The sequence below is a fragment of the Halomonas sp. E14 genome, assembly GCF_052568415.1.
This window is the reverse complement of sequence record NZ_CP199423.1, coordinates 2,569,139-2,586,216: the sequence shown is the minus strand read 5'-3', so window position 1 is coordinate 2,586,216 and position 17,078 is coordinate 2,569,139. Positions and strand designations below refer to the sequence as shown.

At 63.6% G+C, this 17,078-nt stretch carries 18 protein-coding genes; 10 read left to right on the top strand and 8 right to left on the bottom strand.

Annotated elements, in window-relative coordinates; translation table 11 throughout:
* Positions 1-5: 5 nt before the first annotated feature.
* Positions 6-494 carry an Lrp/AsnC family transcriptional regulator gene (locus ACT7B3_RS12070; RefSeq protein ID WP_445158110.1) on the bottom strand — a complete coding sequence of 163 codons (489 nt, stop codon included), beginning with the start codon at positions 492-494 and terminating at the stop codon, positions 6-8.
* A 244-nt stretch (positions 495-738) separates the two neighbouring features.
* Between ACT7B3_RS12070 and ACT7B3_RS12065 the strand changes: the two genes are divergently transcribed.
* From ACT7B3_RS12065 to ACT7B3_RS12030, 8 genes are all read left to right on the top strand, one after another.
* Positions 739-2,472, top strand: a complete 1,734-nt coding sequence (locus ACT7B3_RS12065; RefSeq protein ID WP_445158109.1) for a putative bifunctional diguanylate cyclase/phosphodiesterase — start codon at positions 739-741, stop codon at positions 2,470-2,472.
* A 303-nt stretch (positions 2,473-2,775) separates the two neighbouring features.
* Positions 2,776-3,240, top strand: coding sequence for an SUF system Fe-S cluster assembly regulator (locus tag ACT7B3_RS12060; RefSeq protein ID WP_444677212.1), 465 nt, complete (start codon positions 2,776-2,778; stop codon positions 3,238-3,240).
* Between the two features lie 69 nt (positions 3,241-3,309).
* A complete protein-coding gene (gene sufB, locus ACT7B3_RS12055; protein WP_445158108.1) occupies positions 3,310-4,752 on the top strand; it encodes a Fe-S cluster assembly protein SufB in 1,443 nt (480 codons plus the stop codon).
* A 198-nt stretch (positions 4,753-4,950) separates the two neighbouring features.
* A complete protein-coding gene (sufC, locus tag ACT7B3_RS12050; RefSeq protein WP_444677213.1) occupies positions 4,951-5,703 on the top strand; it encodes a Fe-S cluster assembly ATPase SufC in 753 nt (250 codons plus the stop codon).
* Positions 5,700-7,070 (top strand): Fe-S cluster assembly protein SufD, encoded by a 1,371-nt coding sequence (gene sufD, locus ACT7B3_RS12045; RefSeq protein WP_445158107.1) that lies wholly within the window; start codon positions 5,700-5,702, stop codon positions 7,068-7,070. Before sufC ends, sufD begins: the two co-directional genes overlap by 4 nt.
* 15 nt (positions 7,071-7,085) lie before the next feature.
* Positions 7,086-8,345 carry a cysteine desulfurase gene (locus tag ACT7B3_RS12040; RefSeq protein WP_445158106.1) on the top strand — a complete coding sequence of 420 codons (1,260 nt, stop codon included), beginning with the start codon at positions 7,086-7,088 and terminating at the stop codon, positions 8,343-8,345.
* 2 nt (positions 8,346-8,347) lie between these two features.
* Positions 8,348-8,920 (top strand): putative Fe-S cluster assembly protein SufT, encoded by a 573-nt coding sequence (gene sufT / locus ACT7B3_RS12035; protein WP_445158105.1) that lies wholly within the window; start codon positions 8,348-8,350, stop codon positions 8,918-8,920.
* 64 nt (positions 8,921-8,984) lie between these two features.
* Positions 8,985-9,710: a SanA/YdcF family protein gene (locus tag ACT7B3_RS12030; RefSeq protein WP_445158104.1), complete on the top strand. Its 726-nt coding sequence runs from the start codon at positions 8,985-8,987 to the stop codon at positions 9,708-9,710.
* A 9-nt stretch (positions 9,711-9,719) separates the two neighbouring features.
* Here the strand turns inward: ACT7B3_RS12030 and ACT7B3_RS12025 are convergent, their stop codons facing one another.
* The 4 genes from ACT7B3_RS12025 to ACT7B3_RS12010 form a co-directional block, all read right to left on the bottom strand.
* Positions 9,720-10,163 carry a hypothetical protein gene (locus ACT7B3_RS12025; RefSeq protein WP_444677217.1) on the bottom strand — a complete coding sequence of 148 codons (444 nt, stop codon included), beginning with the start codon at positions 10,161-10,163 and terminating at the stop codon, positions 9,720-9,722.
* 110 nt (positions 10,164-10,273) lie between these two features.
* Positions 10,274-11,182 carry a 30S ribosomal protein S6--L-glutamate ligase gene (gene rimK, locus ACT7B3_RS12020; RefSeq protein WP_445158103.1) on the bottom strand — a complete coding sequence of 303 codons (909 nt, stop codon included), beginning with the start codon at positions 11,180-11,182 and terminating at the stop codon, positions 10,274-10,276.
* Between the two features lie 30 nt (positions 11,183-11,212).
* On the bottom strand, positions 11,213-11,650 hold the full coding sequence (locus ACT7B3_RS12015) for an ATP-dependent zinc protease family protein (protein ID WP_445158102.1): 438 nt from the start codon (positions 11,648-11,650) through the stop codon (positions 11,213-11,215).
* Between the two features lie 23 nt (positions 11,651-11,673).
* Complete coding sequence (locus tag ACT7B3_RS12010; protein ID WP_445158101.1) at positions 11,674-12,705, bottom strand: DUF3549 family protein; 1,032 nt, start codon at positions 12,703-12,705, stop codon at positions 11,674-11,676.
* A 291-nt stretch (positions 12,706-12,996) separates the two neighbouring features.
* Here ACT7B3_RS12010 and ACT7B3_RS12005 point away from each other — a divergent pair, with 291 nt between their 5' ends.
* Complete coding sequence (locus ACT7B3_RS12005) at positions 12,997-13,329, top strand: YqcC family protein (RefSeq protein ID WP_445158100.1); 333 nt, start codon at positions 12,997-12,999, stop codon at positions 13,327-13,329.
* A 96-nt stretch (positions 13,330-13,425) separates the two neighbouring features.
* On the opposite strand, the gene ACT7B3_RS12000 is transcribed toward ACT7B3_RS12005, so the two are convergent.
* Both ACT7B3_RS12000 and ACT7B3_RS11995 read right to left on the bottom strand, forming a co-directional pair.
* A complete protein-coding gene (locus tag ACT7B3_RS12000) occupies positions 13,426-14,055 on the bottom strand; it encodes an OmpW/AlkL family protein (protein WP_445158099.1) in 630 nt (209 codons plus the stop codon).
* A 220-nt stretch (positions 14,056-14,275) separates the two neighbouring features.
* Positions 14,276-14,878 (bottom strand): OmpW/AlkL family protein, encoded by a 603-nt coding sequence (locus ACT7B3_RS11995; protein WP_444677219.1) that lies wholly within the window; start codon positions 14,876-14,878, stop codon positions 14,276-14,278.
* Positions 14,879-15,213: 335 nt separating this feature from the next.
* Here ACT7B3_RS11995 and ACT7B3_RS11990 point away from each other — a divergent pair, with 335 nt between their 5' ends.
* On the top strand, positions 15,214-15,483 hold the full coding sequence (locus ACT7B3_RS11990) for a hypothetical protein (RefSeq protein WP_444677220.1): 270 nt from the start codon (positions 15,214-15,216) through the stop codon (positions 15,481-15,483).
* Positions 15,484-15,557: 74 nt separating this feature from the next.
* On the opposite strand, the gene putP is transcribed toward ACT7B3_RS11990, so the two are convergent.
* Positions 15,558-17,036 carry a sodium/proline symporter PutP gene (gene putP, locus ACT7B3_RS11985; RefSeq protein ID WP_445158098.1) on the bottom strand — a complete coding sequence of 493 codons (1,479 nt, stop codon included), beginning with the start codon at positions 17,034-17,036 and terminating at the stop codon, positions 15,558-15,560.
* Positions 17,037-17,078: the final 42 nt, after the last annotated feature.

Here is a 17,078-nt window from a genome sequence, read left to right as displayed (position 1 = left end):
CGGTATCAGGGTCGGGTGGAGGTGTCATGAGGCAGTGGCAGGGTGCCGTTCTCTTTCACTGCGCGAATCGCGAAGCTGCTTTCCACACTGCTCACCATGCCCAGCTTCTTGAGCTGGCGCAGCCAGTGCTCGTAGCCGTGCAGGTCGGTGGCCAGGACATGCAACTGATAATCGCACTCCCCTGACATGGCATGGCAGTCGATCACTTCTGCCATGGCCTGCATGGCCGCTTCAAAGGCTTCCGTTCCGTCATGCTGGCAATGGTCGAGCCGAACCCGCACGTAAGCGGTGATCGCAAGCCCCAGTCGTTCCCGGTCCAGCTCGGCGCGATAGCGGGTGATCAGGCTCGCCTGCTCAAGCCGGCGTATGCGGCGGGCGCAGGGGGACGGGGAGAGATTCACCCGCTCGGCCAGTTCTGCCGTGGTAAGGCGGGCATCCTGTTGCAGGGCTTCCAGCAGCAGGTGATCGATACGATCGAGCTTGAGGTTGCGCATGGGTGCCTCGTCAATGTGGCAATCGGTGACTTCCTGACGGATGACGCTAACCATCAAGCCAAGTTTGGCGAATCCCTGCCGTACCTGCCAGTGGCTGCCACGCCTCGATGCATCCATGCCAGCTGGCAGCCATGGAACACCGAGGTTGGCAGGCTGCGTTGAAACGGGAGTGCGCAAAAGATTGCAATGCTGCATACACTTTTAACCTAAGAGATACCCCGCGCACTTGACATCGGAGCGCTTCATGGGAGGCGTCGCGAAGGATATTCTTTCCTGGCAGGAGCTGCGGTCGCAGTGGCAGGCCTTTCCTGGCATTGTGCGGCATGGCGGTCGTGTGCTGGTGCTGGCGCTGTTGCTGGGCCTTGGCATGCTCATCGTGTATGCCACGGGCGGCACGCGTTTCGCCTATCCCTACCTGATGCTGATTCCCGTGCTGCTGGCCGGGGTCTGGTATCTTCTCTTTGGTGCCTTGGCGACGGCCCTGGTCGCCGGTCTGCTAATGGCCGCCATGCCCCTCACGGTGGCAACCGGCGAGGCACAAACTACTCTCAACTGGCTGGTACGCCTGGGGCTGTATCTGCTTATCGGCGGTTTTGCCGGAGCGCTCTTCTCCCAGCTGCGTAAGATTCACCTCGCCAGTGAGCATGCCGCACGCACCGACCTCAGTACCCGCCTTCCCAACGAAGTGGCGCTGGAAGACGACCTGAGCCGCCACCTGAACGAACCCCCCATCCCGTCGTCGGGTGACATCGGCCTGATTCTGGTGCGAGTGGATGACATGAACGACATCCTCGAGGCCCTGGGCGCCGATGCCTCGAGGGCGCTCATCTTGGCCCTGCATGCGCGCTTCGCCGGCCTGGCGCCGGCGCTAGTCGGCTGCTATCGGGTGAGCGGGGCAGAGCTGATGCTGCTCTTCCGGTGCGAGGATGTCGCCGACCTCGAGCGGCGGGCAAGCCAGGTGATCGAGCTTGGCGAAGAGAACCTGGAAGTGCTGGGCGTGCCCCTGCGCGTGCAGCTCATCGCCGGCAGCAGCCTGCAGCAGGGCGATGGCGACACACCCGAAAGCCTGATCCGCGAGGCGCGCACCGCGCTGCTGGCTGCGTCGGAAAAGCATCGCCCTTATTGCCACTACCAGCCGGCCTTGGCCAGACGTAACGTGCAGAACATCAAGCTGATTGCAAGGGTGCGCGAGGGCCTGCAGCATGGGGAATTCGAACTGCACTACCAGCCCAAGCTGCGCCTCAGCGACGGCTCGGTATGCGGTTGTGAGGGGCTCATTCGCTGGCGTGACCGGCATGGTTCGCTGCTTGCCCCGGGCATGTTCATGCCCAAGGTCGAGACCACAACCCTAATTGCCCCGGTAACACGCTTCGTGGTGAGCGAAGCCTGCCGGTTCATCACGCGTTTCGAAAAGCGTGTCAGCGTGAACTTTTCCGTACGCAACCTGATGGACGAGCGGCTCCTAGTCGAGGTGGGGCGTTTGATCGAACAAGCCGGTATTGCGCCCTCGCTGCTGGAAATCGAGATCACCGAGAGTGCCTTCATGCATGATCTTGTCTCCGCCAGCAAGGCGCTTGAGCGGCTGCGCGGGTTGGGTGTGCAGGTTAGCATCGATGATTTTGGCACTGGCTTCGCCTCCTTCGAATACCTACGCCACCTGCCCATTACCGGGCTCAAGGTGGATCGCGCCTTCATTCGCGGCATGGAGCAAGATCCCAGAGCGCAGAAACTCGTTGCCTGCCTGATCGACGTAGGGCATGCCCTGGGCCTGGAAGTGACGGCAGAAGGGGTCGAGACCGACCGCCAGCATGGCATCCTGCGCGGGCTGCAATGCGACCAGGCGCAGGGCTACCTCTATACTCGGGCGCTGCCGGCGGTGGAGCTGCTCGCCTGGCATCGCCACCATGCCCAGCTTGAGGCAAGCCGTGACGCCTGGTGGGCAGATCCCTGTATCGACAGCCTGCTGCCGCCTCGCTGACCTCTCTTGAAACACACTCCTTCTATCGTGCGCTTTGTCTCTTGCGCTTTCTCCCTTGCGTACTTGCGCATGATGCGTGGGCCGCTGGCCTGCAACCGTGGCCTGTCAACAGCGGGGAATGGTAACTGATAAAAATGAGAATGATTGCTTTTATTGATGATAACGGCGGCGAACGTGTCGCCATCTGGGTCCTTCTCTTGTCGACTCCTACGGTGGGCTTCACATCGAAACCATACAGGACTAAAATGGTCCCAAATGGAGCGCAGGCGTTTGCCCTTGCACCGTGACCATCAGGAGTCAGGCATGCTCAAGCTTTCCAGGCTGACCGACTATGCCGCCGTGATTCTGGCGCAGATCGCCCGGCATCCCGACCAGCCCCATGCGGCGGCGGAGCTGGCCGAGACCGTACAGCTACCGCACCCTACGGTCAGCAAGACGCTCAAGATGTTGGTCAAGGCCGGGCTGCTGGAATCACGACGAGGCGCCCAGGGTGGCTACTCCCTGGCGCGCCCCGCGTCGAGGATCACAGCTATCGACATTATCACCGCCATTGAGGGGCCGGTAGCGATGACCGAATGCAGCCATGCCGAAGGTGACTGCGACCTGCTCGCCACCTGCGGCGTCTCCGACAACTGGCAGCGTGTGTCGCTAGCCGTACGCACCCTGCTCGACAGCGTGACCCTGGCCCACCTGGCCGATGCCACGCCGATCAAGCTGCCGGTGCAGCTGCCCATACAGAGCGTGAGCCTGGCCGCCGATACGGCCTAGCCATAACACCGCATTTATTACCCGAGGCGAGTGCGCTCGCCAACCCAACCGCCCGGGAGGGGAGAGACCATGGCAAGTGAGGAAATGGAACAGCTGGTTCGCCGCGAATACAAAGAAGGATTCGTGACGGATATCGAGAGCGACACGCTGCCGCCCGGCCTCGACGAGGACACTATCGCCTTCATCTCGAAGAAGAAGGGCGAGCCTGAGTGGATGCTCGAGTGGCGCCTCAAGGCCTACCATCAGTGGCTGAAGATGACGCCGCCCTCCTGGGCGCATCTGGACTATCCGCCCATCGACTACCAGGCGATCTCCTATTTCAGCGCGCCGAAGCGCCCGGAAGACCGCCCGCAGAGCCTCGACGAGGTCGACCCCAAGCTGCTGGAAACCTATGAAAAGCTGGGTATCCCGCTGCACGAGCGGGCGGCCCTGGCCGGGGTGGCGGTGGATGCGGTGTTCGACTCCGTGTCGGTGACCACCACCTTCAAGGAGAAGCTCTACGAGGCGGGGGTGATCTTCTGCTCGATCTCCGAGGCGATCCGCGACTACCCGGAGCTGATCAAGCAGTACCTGGGTACCGTGGTGCCGGTGGCCGACAACTACTTTGCCGCGCTCAACTCTGCGGTGTTCACCGACGGCTCCTTCGTTTTCGTGCCCAAGGGCGTGACCTGCCCGATGGAGCTCTCCACCTATTTCCGTATCAACGCCGCCAACACCGGCCAGTTCGAGCGCACCCTGATCATCTGCGAGGAGGGCGCCCAGGTCTCGTACCTGGAAGGCTGCACCGCGCCAATGCGCGACGAGAACCAGCTTCACGCTGCAGTGGTCGAGCTGGTGGCGCTGGATGACGCCTACATCAAGTACTCCACGGTGCAGAACTGGTACCCCGGTGACGAGGACGGCAAGGGCGGCATCTACAACTTCGTCACCAAGCGCGGCGACTGCCGCGGCGACCGTTCGCGCATCAGCTGGACCCAGGTCGAGACCGGCTCCGCCATCACCTGGAAATATCCCTCTTGCGTGCTGCGCGGCCGCGATAGCATCGGCGAGTTCTACTCCGTAGCGGTGACCAATGGCCGCCAGCAGGCCGATACCGGCACCAAGATGATTCACATTGGCGAGGGGTCGCGCTCCTACATCGTCTCCAAGGGCATCTCCGCCGGGCGCAGCAACCAGTCCTACCGTGGGCTGGTCAAGATCGGCCCGCGAGCTAAGGGGGCGCGCAACTTCACCCAGTGCGACTCGCTGCTGATCGGTGACCAGTGCGGCGCGCATACCTTCCCTTACCAGGAGATCGGCAACAGCAGCGCCACCATCGAGCACGAGGCGACCACCTCGAAGATCGGCGAGGATCAGCTGTTCTACTGCCAGAGCCGCGGCATTTCCGAGGAAGACGCGGTGAGCATGATCGTCAACGGCTTCTGCAAGGACGTGTTCCAGGAGCTGCCGATGGAGTTTGCCGTCGAAGCCGAGGCGCTCCTCAACGTGACCCTGGAAGGCGCCGTCGGTTAACGCTGTTTTCAAGTGGCCGGTGAGATGAGCGCCGGGGACAAGGCGAAGCGAGGGGCTTTTGGCCACCGCGCCCTCGCGAGCCTTGGCGCCGGAGTCGCTCATCCAGATTAAGCGCGTGGCATGTCCATGCAGCTTAATAACGAATCCATTTGTGCAAGTCGCCGCGGCGGCTCGCCAGAATCGAAAAGGTACTCAACGATGCTCGAAGTCAAGGATCTGCACGTCAAGGTGGAAGGCAAGGAAATCCTCAAGGGTCTCAGCCTGACCATCAACGCCGGGGAAGTGCACGCCATCATGGGCCCCAATGGGGCCGGCAAGTCGACTCTGTCGGCGGTGATCGCGGGCAAGGAGGGCTATGAGGTCACCTCTGGCTCGGTCACCTTCGAGGGGCGCGATGTGCTGGAGATGGAGATCGAGGAGCGCGCCCAGGCGGGTCTGCTGCTGGGCTTCCAGTACCCGGTGGAGATCCCCGGCGTAAAGAACATCTACCTGCTCAAGGCGGCGCTCAACGCCCAGCGTGAAGCTCGCGGGGAAGGCGAAATTCCCGCGCCGGAGTTCCTCAAGCTGGTCAAGGAGAAGCTGGCGCAGATGAAGATGGATGCCAGCTTTCTGCAGCGCGCCGTCAACGAGGGCTTCTCCGGCGGCGAGAAGAAGCGCAACGAGATCCTGCAGATGCTGGTGCTGCAGCCCCGGCTGGCCATGCTCGACGAGATCGACTCCGGACTCGACATCGACGCCCTCAAGGTGGTGGCCGACGGGGTCAACAGCCTGCGTGACACCAGCCGCGCCATCCTGTTGGTGACCCACTACCAGCGCCTGCTCGACTACATCGTGCCCGACTACGTGCATGTGCTGGTCGATGGCCGCATTGCCAAGAGCGGTGACGCCGAGCTGGCCAAGGAGCTGGAGTCCCGCGGCTATGACTGGGTCGTGGAGGAGTCTGCTGCATGAGCGATGTCCAGAGTGAAGTGACCTCCTTCCTGGCGTGCCTCGAGGCGCGCAGCGCCCAGCGCCGCGAAACCCAGGGGGCTGAGCCAACCTGGATCGCCGCGCGGCGCCAGGCCGGCGCGGCCCGCTTCGAGGCGCTCGGTTTTCCCACCCGCCGCGACGAGGCGTGGAAGTACACCGATGTGCGCGCTATCGCCCGGGGCGATTTCGCGCTGAGCGACAGCGCCGAGTTCTCGCAGGCCTCGGCGGCGGCGCTGACGCTGCCCATCGAGGCGCACCGGCTGACCTTTATCGACGGCGTGTTCTCGGCCGCACTCTCCGACCTGGGCGAGCTGCCCGGCGGGGTGGCGGTGCTGCCGCTGTCGCAGGCGCTGGCCGAAAACCATGAAGCCGTGGGCGGCCCTCTGGGTCGGCTCACCGGCGTCGACTTCTCGCCATTTTCGGCGCTCAATACCGCCTTCATGGAGGAGGGCGCCGTGGTGCGCTTGGCGCCGGGCAGCGTAGTGGAGAAACCGATCCTGCTGCAGTTCCTGTCCCGGGCCAACGCCGCACCGGTGATGAGTCATCCGCGCATCCTGGTCGAAGCCGGTGCGCGCAGCCAAGCCACGCTGATCGAGCATCATGTCGGCGAGAGCGAAGCGGCCAACTTCACCAATCTGGTGGCCGAGCTGATGCTCGACCGTGGGGCGATGCTGACCCACTACAAGCTGCAGGAGGCGCCGCTGAGCGACCTGCACGTGGCCAGCATCCATGTGGAGCAGGGGCGCGACAGCCGCTACACCTCGTTCAACCTGAACCTGGGCGGCGGGCTGGTGCGCAACGACCTGATCAGCGAGCTCAACGGTGAGGGGGCCGAGGCCAACTTTTACGGACTGTTCTACGGCCAGGGTCGCCAGCACATCGACAACCATACGGTTGCCAACCACAACGCCCCGCGTACCTATTCCAACGAGAACTACAAGGGTATTCTCGACGACCGCGCCCGCGGCGTGTTCAACGGCAAGGTGGTGGTCAAGCGCGACAGTCAGAAAATCGAGGGCTTCCAGAGCAACGCCAACCTGCTGCTTTCCGACCGCGCCGAGATTGACGCCAAGCCGGAGCTCGAGATCTACGCCGACGACGTCAAGTGCTCCCACGGCACCACCACCGGGCAGCTCGACGAGGAGGCGGTCTACGCCCTGCGCACCCGCGGCATCGACGAGCAGACTGCGCGTGGCTTGCTGACCCTGGCCTTCGCCGGCGAAGTGCTCGACCGCGTGGCGCTGGATGCCGTAGCCGAGCGCGTGGAGCTGGCGGTGGCGGGTAAGCTGCCGGAACGCTTCAACCTGGCCGGGCTGGTGGAAGCCGCCCTGGCCCTGCACGACGCCTAAGCGAGGAGAGCGCGAATGCACCATCTGGCCTCCGAGCAACCGCTCAGCGCGCCGGCCTTTGACGTGGCCGGGATTCGCGCTCAGTTCCCGATTCTCGAGCGGCAGGTCCACGGCTGGCCGCTGATCTACCTCGACAATGCCGCCACCAGCCAGACCCCGCTGGCGGTGATTGACAGCTTCCGCGACTATTACAGCCGCTACAACGCCAACATCCATCGTGGCCTGCACACTCTGGCCGACGAAGCCACGGCGGCCTACGAAGCCACGCGCGAGACGGTGCGCGGCTTTCTGAATGCCGCCGACCGGCGCGAGATCATCTTCACCCGCGGCACCACCGAGGCGATCAACCTGGTGGCCAACAGCTGGGGTCGGGCCAACCTGAAGGCGGGCGACGAAGTGCTGGTGTCGCTGCTGGAGCACCACTCCAACATCGTGCCGTGGCAGCTGCTGTCCAGCCAGCTCGGCATTGTGGTCAAGGTGATTCCGGTGGATGAGCGCGGGGTGCTCGATCTCGACGCCTATCGTGCACTGTTCACGGAGCGCACCCGACTGGTGGCGGTCAATCATGTCTCCAACGCCTTCGGCACCATCAACCCGGTGCAGGAGATGGCCTCGATCGCCCACCGGCTGGGCGCATTGATTCTGGTCGACGGCGCCCAGGCCGCGCCGCACCAGGCGGTGGACGTGCGCGGAATCGACGCCGATTTCTATGCCTTCTCGGGGCACAAGGTGTACGGGCCCACTGGCGCCGGCGTGCTTTACGGCAAGGCCGAGCTGCTTGAAGCCATGCCTCCGTGGCAGGGCGGGGGCGAAATGATCAAAAGCGTCTCCTTCGACGTGCCGACCACCTTCGCCGACATCCCGCACAAATTCGAGGCGGGCACCCCGGCGATTGCCGAGGTGATCGCCTTGGGCGTGGCACTCGACTGGGTGCGCGGCGTGGGCCTAGACGCCATCGGTGCCTGGGAGGCCAGGCTGCTGGAGCGGGCCACCGCCGCAGTGTCGCGTATCGATGGGCTGCGCATTCTCGGCACCGCACCGGACAAGGCCGGCGTGCTCTCCTTCGTCGTCGACGGGGCGCACTCCCAGGACATCGCGCTGCTGATCGACCAGCTTGGCGTGGCGGTTCGTACCGGCAACCACTGCGCCCAGCCGCTGCTCGCGCACTTCGGCGTAACGGCGACCTGTCGCGCCTCGTTTGCCGCTTACAACACGCTGGAAGAGGTCGACGCCTTTGTCGATGCACTTGAGCGCGTGATCGGGATGGTGCGCTGACCATGGCGGCCATCGAACAGATAGCAACCCTGCACAAGGGCCAGACGCTGCCCCTGCAGCGTGACGTGGACGTGATCTCCATTCCCTTTGGCAAGACCATCACGCTGCCCGAGGACAGTATGGTCAGCGTGATGCAGGCCAAGGGCAGTTCGGTGAGCGTCGGCTACGAAGGGCGTCTCTACCTGATCGAGGGCAGCAACCTCGATGCCCTGGGGCTGGAGCCGCTGCCGCGCCCCACCCTGCCCGAAGACGCCACCGAGGAGCAGATCGAACAATTCGTGTGGGATCAGCTGCGCACCTGCTTCGATCCGGAGATCCCGGTCAATATCGTCGACCTGGGCCTGGTCTATGGCTGTCGCATCGAACGGCTGATCAGTGGCGAACGCATCGTCACCATCCGCATGACCCTGACCGCGCCAGGCTGCGGCATGGGCGATGTGATCGCCGCCGACGCGCGCAACAAGATCCTCGGCGCGCCCCAGATCAGCCGGGTGCATACCGAGATCGTCTTCGATCCGCCCTGGAGTCGTGAGATGATGAGTGACGAGGCCAAGCTGGAGTTGGGGATGTTCTAGCCCGCTCAAGGACGCCGGTCTGTCGGTGGTGAATGCGGGAAAGCGAGCTAGGCCGGGTCAAGTGATGCAGGCACTGCTGTGGAAGATCTTCAAAGGTGTGCTCATGACGCTGGGAGCGCTGCTGCTGCTGCTGGCGCTCTTGTTCGTGGGCACCAACCTCTGGGTCGTCGGCAAGACGCAAGGGCGCATCGGCTATGAGCTGCCGCTATGCGGCCCCGAGCAGGTGGGCATCGTCTTCGGCACGTCCCGCTGGACGCGCAGCGGCGTGCGCAACCCCCACTTCGATGCGCGCATCAATGCGGCCTCACGGCTGATCCGGCTGGGGCGCGTCGAGCACCTGCTGCTGTCCGGTGACAACCGCACTCGGCAGTATAATGAACCCATCACCATGTGGCGCGACCTGCGGCGCCAGCACGTGCGCGACGAGGACATGACCCTCGACTACGCCGGCTTCAGCACCTTCGATACCCTGATCAGGGCGCGGGACGTTTTCGGCGTGGAGCGGGCGCTGCTGGTCACCCAGGCCTGGCACCTGCCAAGGGCCATTTACATTGCCGATGCGCTGGGGCTCGAGGTTACCGGCTGTGCTGCGCCGGAACGGCCGGTGGCGGGGCTGTGGCGTTTGCAGGTACGGGAATGGGTGGCGCGGGCGGCCACGGTGGGCGACCTCTACCTGTGGGGGCGTGAGCCCTATTTCCTCGGTCCTCTGGAGCCGCTGCAGATCGCCCCGCAGGCGTGGCGGCTTCCCTACGATTTGCCTTTCGAGATGCCCGCCAGGGACGTCGACTGACGCCCAGCGTCAGCGCTGGCGCTGCTTCTGCAGGCGATAGAGCTCGCGGATCAGCTCGCGGCACCCTTTCCAGCACTGCTCGACAATAGGCTCGAGAGGATCGGGCAGCGGGTGGGTGTAGAGCGTCGAGAGCGCCTGCATCAGGACGCGCTCCTGCTCCAGCAGCTCACCGATCACCACCTGGCTTTCGTTGCCCACGAAGCTCTTCAGGCGGCTCCATAGCCACATGTAGTCGTCGCGCTCGACATCCGCGTCCCGAGGCAGCAGGTTGAGGTGGCGGCGAGCGAGCTCGCGCAACTGGCGCATGGCCTTGACCCGCGCCTCGTAGTGCGGCTTCAGCGCTTCACGCAGCGAAGGGCGCAGGCGCTCCAGATTGTCCTGAAAGTAGTCGATGCTGTCGGCCAGCGCTTCCAATACGCTGTCCATCGCCACTTGGCGATTGTCGAGAAACATGCGCGGTCACCTCCTCCGGTGACGCTGATTGTGGCTGGGGAAACACTGTTTTACTACCCCTTGAGTAGAAGAATGCCTTCTTTCTACAAGTTTGCCCGCTTTTCTCGCAATTACCCCTTGGGTTTAGGGGGTGTCTTGCGGGGCAGGTTGGCGTTCTTCTCGATGTGTTCGATGATCATTCCAGCGATGTCCTTGCCGGTGGCCGTCTCGATGCCGCGCAGCCCCGGCGAGGAGTTGACCTCCATGATCACCGGCCCATGATTGGCGCGCAACAGGTCGACCCCGGCGACGCGCAGGCCCATGGCCTTGGCGGCTCGAATGGCGGTCGAGCGCTCTTCCGGGGTGATGCGGATCAGGCTGGCGGTGCCGCCGCGGTGCAGGTTGGAGCGAAACTCGCCTTCGGCCGCCTGGCGCTTCATCGAGGCGACCACCTTGTCACCGATCACGAAGCAGCGGATATCGGCGCCGCGGGCCTCCTTGATGTACTCCTGCACCATGATGTTGGCCTTCATGCCCATGAAGGCCTGGATGACGGACTCGGCGGCCTGATTGGTCTCGGCCAGCACCACGCCGATGCCCTGGGTGCCTTCTAGCAGCTTGATGACCAGCGGGGCACCCTTGACCATGGTGATCAGGTCGGGAATGTCGTCCGGCGAGTGGGCGAAACCGGTGATCGGCAAGCCCAGGCCCTTGCGCGACAGCAGCTGCAGTGAGCGCAGCTTGTCGCGCGAGCGGGTGATGGAGACCGAGTCGTTGAGCACGTAGGTACCCATCATCTCGAACTGGCGCAGCACCGCGCAGCCGTAGAAGGTGACCGAGGCGCCGATGCGGGGAATGACCGCATCGAAGGGCTCGAGCTCTTCCCCTTTGAGATGGATCGAGGGGTGGTGGGCCGCAATACTCATGTAGCAGCGCAGGGTGTCGATCACGCGAAGGGTATGGCCGCGCTGCTCGGCGGCCTCCACCAGGCGCCGGGAGGAGTAGAGATTACGATTGCGGGACAGCAACGCGATATGCATCGTGGACTCCGAGGTCGGTGCCGGATCGGCTCAGGGTTCACCGTGCAGAAACGACACTCCTGGGGCTACCAGTAGGCGGCTCAGGGCACGGCGGCCGAGTAACATGGGGTGACGCAGATCACGGCGATCGGCCAGGGTCAGTTCTACCATCATCTCCAGCCTGCCCAACTGCATGGGGGTGCGGATGACGTAGCGCCATTCGCGCTGACCGTTGGAGCTGGTGACGCGACGCCGGTCGTGCAGGTGGGTCCGGTAGCTATGCGGCGGAGTTTCGGGCCCCCCGCAGCGAGTGGTGAAGCTGACCCACAGGTGGCCCTCTTCCTCGTACACCTCGATATCCTCGGCATGCAGCGCCGAGGTGCGAGCGCCGGTATCGATCTTGGCGCAAAGGGACATGCCGATGGTCGGCAGCGTGACCATCTCCAGGCGACCGATGACGGCCTTGGGCGTGTAAGGAAGTTCCTTCATTGCTTGGTTTCCAACTGTCTTGCTCAATGGCCGAGAAGGGCAAGGCGCTTGCCGATCGCCGAATCCGGCTGGGCTTCTCGCAAAATCATCAGCACCGGCAGCCGCAGGCGAGGGATCAAGGCGAGATCCCTGGCGGCACTGGCAAAATCGATGACGTCGGACTCAGCCAGCCGGGTCAGGAAGTGCGGCAGGCGCCGGGCATCTTCGAGATGCCGCCAGCCGCGGCCCGCCATGGCGGCCAGCAGATCGGGGCCACAGGCCCCCCGGTCCGCGAGCAGTTCATCGAACCAAGCGCCAACGAATTGCGTCGGTGCACCGCACACGGCACGTACGCAGGCGCAGAAGAGTTCGACATTCCCTGCCTGAGCGGCCGCTTCTCCCCTCGCGCGCAGCGCGTGAGCGAGGCTGTCGCTTGCCAGCGGCACATGCTCTAGACAGTAGCACAGCGAGATCAGGACTTCGTCGGGCAGCTTGGCAAGGCGGCGTTCCAGGTCCGCGGCGGTGGCGTCATCCAGGCGCACGGCAAAGTCGGCAAGTCCTTGCAGCCCCAGCGCCTGCCAGTCCAGCTCTTGCTGGCCACTGAGATAGGCCTCTACGGGCTCCAGGTGCGGGCTGGCCGGCAGGCCCATGGCCAGGCTCGCCTTGGCGTGCATTACCGCCTGGAACGGCAGCGTCGGCGTGAAGGCCAGCGGATTGTCCTGCATCAGATTGTCGATAGCGCCGGGGGCTTGTGTCGTGTCGACGGCGGCCGCACTGCGGCCCAGCGTTTCCAGCAGGCGCTGCAGGAACGCATCGCGAGGGGCCGGTACCAAGAGGCCCTGCTCGTCGAGGGGCAGAGCGAGAAACCAGACCAGGGGGTCGGACAGGTTGCCGAGGCGAAACACCAGGCCCAGCCGTGCCTGGCCCTGCCAAGGGCTAGGCCAGGGGGCGTCGCCGCTTTCAAAGCTAGCCAGCGTTTCCATGGGGCAGGGCTCGACCCGGCGCCCCAGGTGAAACGCCTGTACCTCGGCTCCGCTGCGCTCGAAAAAATCGTGGAGCGTATGAATCGGCTGCATGCTGCCTCCCTTTCGAAGCGTGCACTCTACCCTGCGTGCCGGGGAATTGTCAGCATTCTTGGTGCGCTCGGCTGTGGTGGACCGCTTGTTGGCTGGTCAAAATACGACCAATGCCGTGAAGTGCCCGAGCCGAGCAGGGCCGATACGCCTTTCCATAGCTTATCCACAGCCTGGTGCAAGATATCTGTGTACAGCTGTACTGACGGGGGCAGCCGAGCCGTGAATGGCATGTCGTAGGTAGCCATCACCGCTGGGGATCGGGATAATGACGGCATGACGAGAGAAAATGCGATGACGATATACCAGGAACTCGACGTTGCCCTGCGTCGCCTCGAAGCCACCATGATGGCTGCCAACCTGTGGCGCATGGAGCGGCCAAGCGAAGCCGCCTTCGCCAGCCAGCAGCCGTTCTGCGTCGATACCATGAGCCTGCCGCAATGGCTGCGCTTCGTGTTCGTGGCCCGACTGGACGCCCTGGTGGAGGCCCGTGGGGCGCTGCCGGCGAAGTGCGAGGTGGCGCCGGTGGTAGATACCTTCCTGGCCCAGCAGGGCGTCAAGGCGACCGACCGACTGCTGGTGCTCAAGGCGGTGGAGGAGATCGACCGGCTCGTTACTGAAAACTAGCCGGCCTGCCGCCGCGATACCTTCTTCTTCCTTTTCCTAATGCAATGAGCCCCACTCGGTGGGGCTCATTGCTGCTATCGCTAGACTGGCGACATATCAGAAACGATAGCTGATGCCGGCCATGAAGACCCAGGGGTCGACGTTCACCGTGCCGATGTCGGTACCGTTCAGGCTGGCGTCGGTATCGATGTCGATATACCAGGCCGCGGCGTTGAGGCCCCAATGGTCATCCAGGCGCACGTCCACGCCCAGCTGGCCGGCCAGGCCCCACGAGCTGTCAAGATCCAGGTCTGCGTTGGCAACATCGATGCTTTCGCTGAAGAAGTGCGTGTAGTTGAGGCCGATGCCGGCGTAGGGCTGGACCTGCGAGCCGGTGCCACCCAGCGGGTAGTACTGCACGGTCAGAGTCGGGGGGAGATGCTTGGTAGAAGCGATTTCATCGCCGCCGAGGCGAATGTCATGCTTGAAGGGCAGGGCCGCCAGCAGCTCGATGCCGATATTGTCGTGGACCAGATAGCTCAGGGTGAAACCCAGGTTGGTATCGCTACGGACATCGACCTCGGTGCCGTCGTTCAGATTGCCATTGTTGCTCTTGGGGTCCACATGCGCCACACCCACACGGGTGATGAAGTCACCAGCGCTGTAGGCCAGTACCTGGCTGCTGGCAAGGAGAGCCGTTGCTGCCAGGCCGGTGGCAAGCAGCGTGGTAAGAGTGGGTTTTTGCATGGGGTCGACTCCTGTCGCTTATCAAGACAGCATGGCGCTGCGGGTGTAAGCGATAGTTTATCGGTAGGATGGTGGTGATTAATTGATCCAGGGCAATAGTTTCTTTTGAAACTAAAAGAGGCATATGAAATGTGACTTATGGAAGTGCCGACTAATGAAAACGCCGGGCCCAGGGCCCGGCGTCGTTGTTAAACGCGAACGATGAATGCGATTGAAGCGGTCAGAAGCGGAAGGTGACGCCGCCGCCGATGGTCATCGGATCGATCTTGGCGGTGCCAATGGCATCGCCATCCTGAGAAAGGCGTGCATCGACATCGGCATAGTTGGCGAAGCCGTTGAGCATGAAGTTATCGGTCACGGCCAGGTCGATGCCCACCTGACCCACGGCGCCGAAGGAGCGACGCGTGTTGATTCCTTCGGGCTCGCCAGAGAAGCGGGTGTAGTTGAGGCCTGCGCCGACATAGGGCTGCACGCGCGAGTCAAACCCACCCAGCGGGTAGTAGTTGACCATCAGGTTGACCGGCATGCGCTCGATGGAAAGGTCGTCTGCGCCGAGTGTCACGTCGTGCTCGAACTTCTCCGAGCCGTTGAGCTCGATGCCCACCTGATCGGTGAACAGGAAGCCGGCGCCGTAGGTAAAGCCGCGGGCATTGCCGATGCTGGGTTCCTGGCCGAGGACCTGGCCGGCATCGGAGCGGGTCTCGGTTTGGGCGACGCCGCCGCGCACGAACACATCGCCGGCGCTGTAGGCCAGGGCCGCCTGGCTGGCAACGGTGAAGCCGGCAGCGAGGGCAACCATAGGAATCAGGCGAGTCGGTTTCATGTCAGTGTCCTCCTGGTTTCGGCTTGGACTGGAGATTCCAGCCGCTTTGGTCTCACATAATATACGAACACTGTTTCTAAAAGTCCTGTTTAATTTTGTTATCGCCGTCATTGGCACTATTGATCGCCTCAATGGCAGAAAGGTCTAATTTCATCGAAGCCAATATGACAAGAATCGTGCACGTTTCTGTACAGCTTTTGTTGCGAAGCAGCATGGCGCGTCCAGGGGCGAACGGCTAAGTATTTAAGAGTGTCCAACGTGGGTAAAGAGAAGCTAATGGACAGGCGCTTACCGTCAAGAGGGAAAAGATGCGGATACAGGCTCAGGACCGACCGATGTGGATCTCGCTTGCGGCCATGCTGGTGGCAGCGGCCTTGGCGCTGTGGTTGCTGCTTCGCCCCGAGCTGATCGGCGGTCTGCCGATGCCTCTGCGGTTGCCTGTCATCGGACTGGGCGTGTGGGCGCTCGGGGCTGCCTTCATGCAGCCGCTGGGGCTCGAGTTTCGCCGCCACTGGCTGCGGCGCGCCACGCGTCCACCGGCGAGCCTGGCGGCCCTGTTCGCCTTTGCCGTGATCGTGGTGTTGCGCGCGATCTGGCTATCCTGAGCCGCAACGAGAAAGCCGCCCGGCAAGGGCGGCTTTCTCGCTAGCGTTGGCGCCGCTGGGCGGCGCCTTGCGGTTTAGGCTTCCTCGAAGGTATCGAAGTCAGCGGTAACACGCAGGTCGGGCTCTTCCGTGGCCAGGCTCGCCACCACGATGGCGATATAGGCCAGGATGACGCCAGGCACGATCTCGTAGAGATCGAAGATGCCGCCGGACAGCTCGGCCCACACCACCACGGTGACGCCGCCCACCACGATGCCGGCCAGTGCGCCCCACTTGTTCATGCGGCGCCAGTAGAGCGACATGATCAGGGCCGGGCCAAAGGCGGCGCCGAAGCCGGCCCAGGCATAGGCGACCAGGTCCAGTACGGTCGCGTCCGGGTTGAGCGCCAGCAGGTAGGCGACGATGGCGATGGCAATGACGGCGAAGCGTCCCACCCACACCAGCTCGGTCTGACTGGCATCCCTGCGGAAGATCGCCTTGTAGAAGTCATCAGTCAGCGCCGAGGAGGAGACCAGCAGCTGCGAGTCGGCGGTGGACATGATCGCGGCCAAAATGGCGGCGAGCAGAATGCCGGCGATCACCGGGTGGAAGATCAGGTTGACCATGACCATGAACACGGTTTCGCCGTCGGCCAGGTCGCGCTGCACGAAGCCCACGCCGAGCAGGCCCACGGCCACCGAGCTGATCAGCGCGATGGCGGTCCAGCTTACCGCGATACGACGGGCGGCGGGAATGTAGCGTTCGCTGCGGATGGCGGCGAAGCGCGCCAGGATGTGAGGCTGGCCGAAGTAGCCCAGGCCCCATGCCAGCGAGCTGACGATACCGATGAAGGACAGCGCCTCGCCGGTCGAGGCATCGCGGAACCAGGCCAGCATGTACTCGCTCTCGGCGGCCAGTGCAGCGCCGGCCCCCGCCGTACCGCCCAGGTCACCGAAGGCGATGATCGGCACGATGGCCAGGGCCGCCGCCATCATCAGGCCCTGGATCAGGTCGGTCCAGGAGACCGCCAGGAAGCCGCCAAAGAAAGTGTAGGAGATCACCGCGATGGTGCCGATGGTAACGGCCACCGTGTAGTCATAGCCAAACACCGTCTCGAACAGCCGGCCCCCGGCAACCAGGCCGGAGCTGGTATAGAAGAGGAAGAACAGCAGGATGAAGATCGCCGAGATCACCCGCAGCAGCTGCGACTTGTCGCGGAAGCGGTTGGCGAAGTACTCGGGCAGGGTCAGGGCGTCGCTGAGCTTGAAGCTGTAGAGCCGCAGGCGGCGTGCCACGATCAGCCAGTTGAGCCAGGTGCCGATCAGCAGGCCCACTGCGATCCAGCTGGCCGAGATGCCGCTGACATAGGCCGCGCCCGGCAGGCCCAGCAGCAGCCAGCCCGACATGTCGGAGGCACCGGCAGAGATTGCCGAGGTCCAGGGGCCGAGGGAGCGCCCCCCGAGAATGTAGTCGGACAGGTTGGTCGTGCGCTTGTAGGCGACGATACCGATGCCGAGCATCAGCAGTAGGTACACCACGAAGGTGAAGCCGATTGCCATGTTGTTCTGAACCATAAAAGGGTTCCTTCAGTGTTGTTTTGGTAATGAACGAGAAAG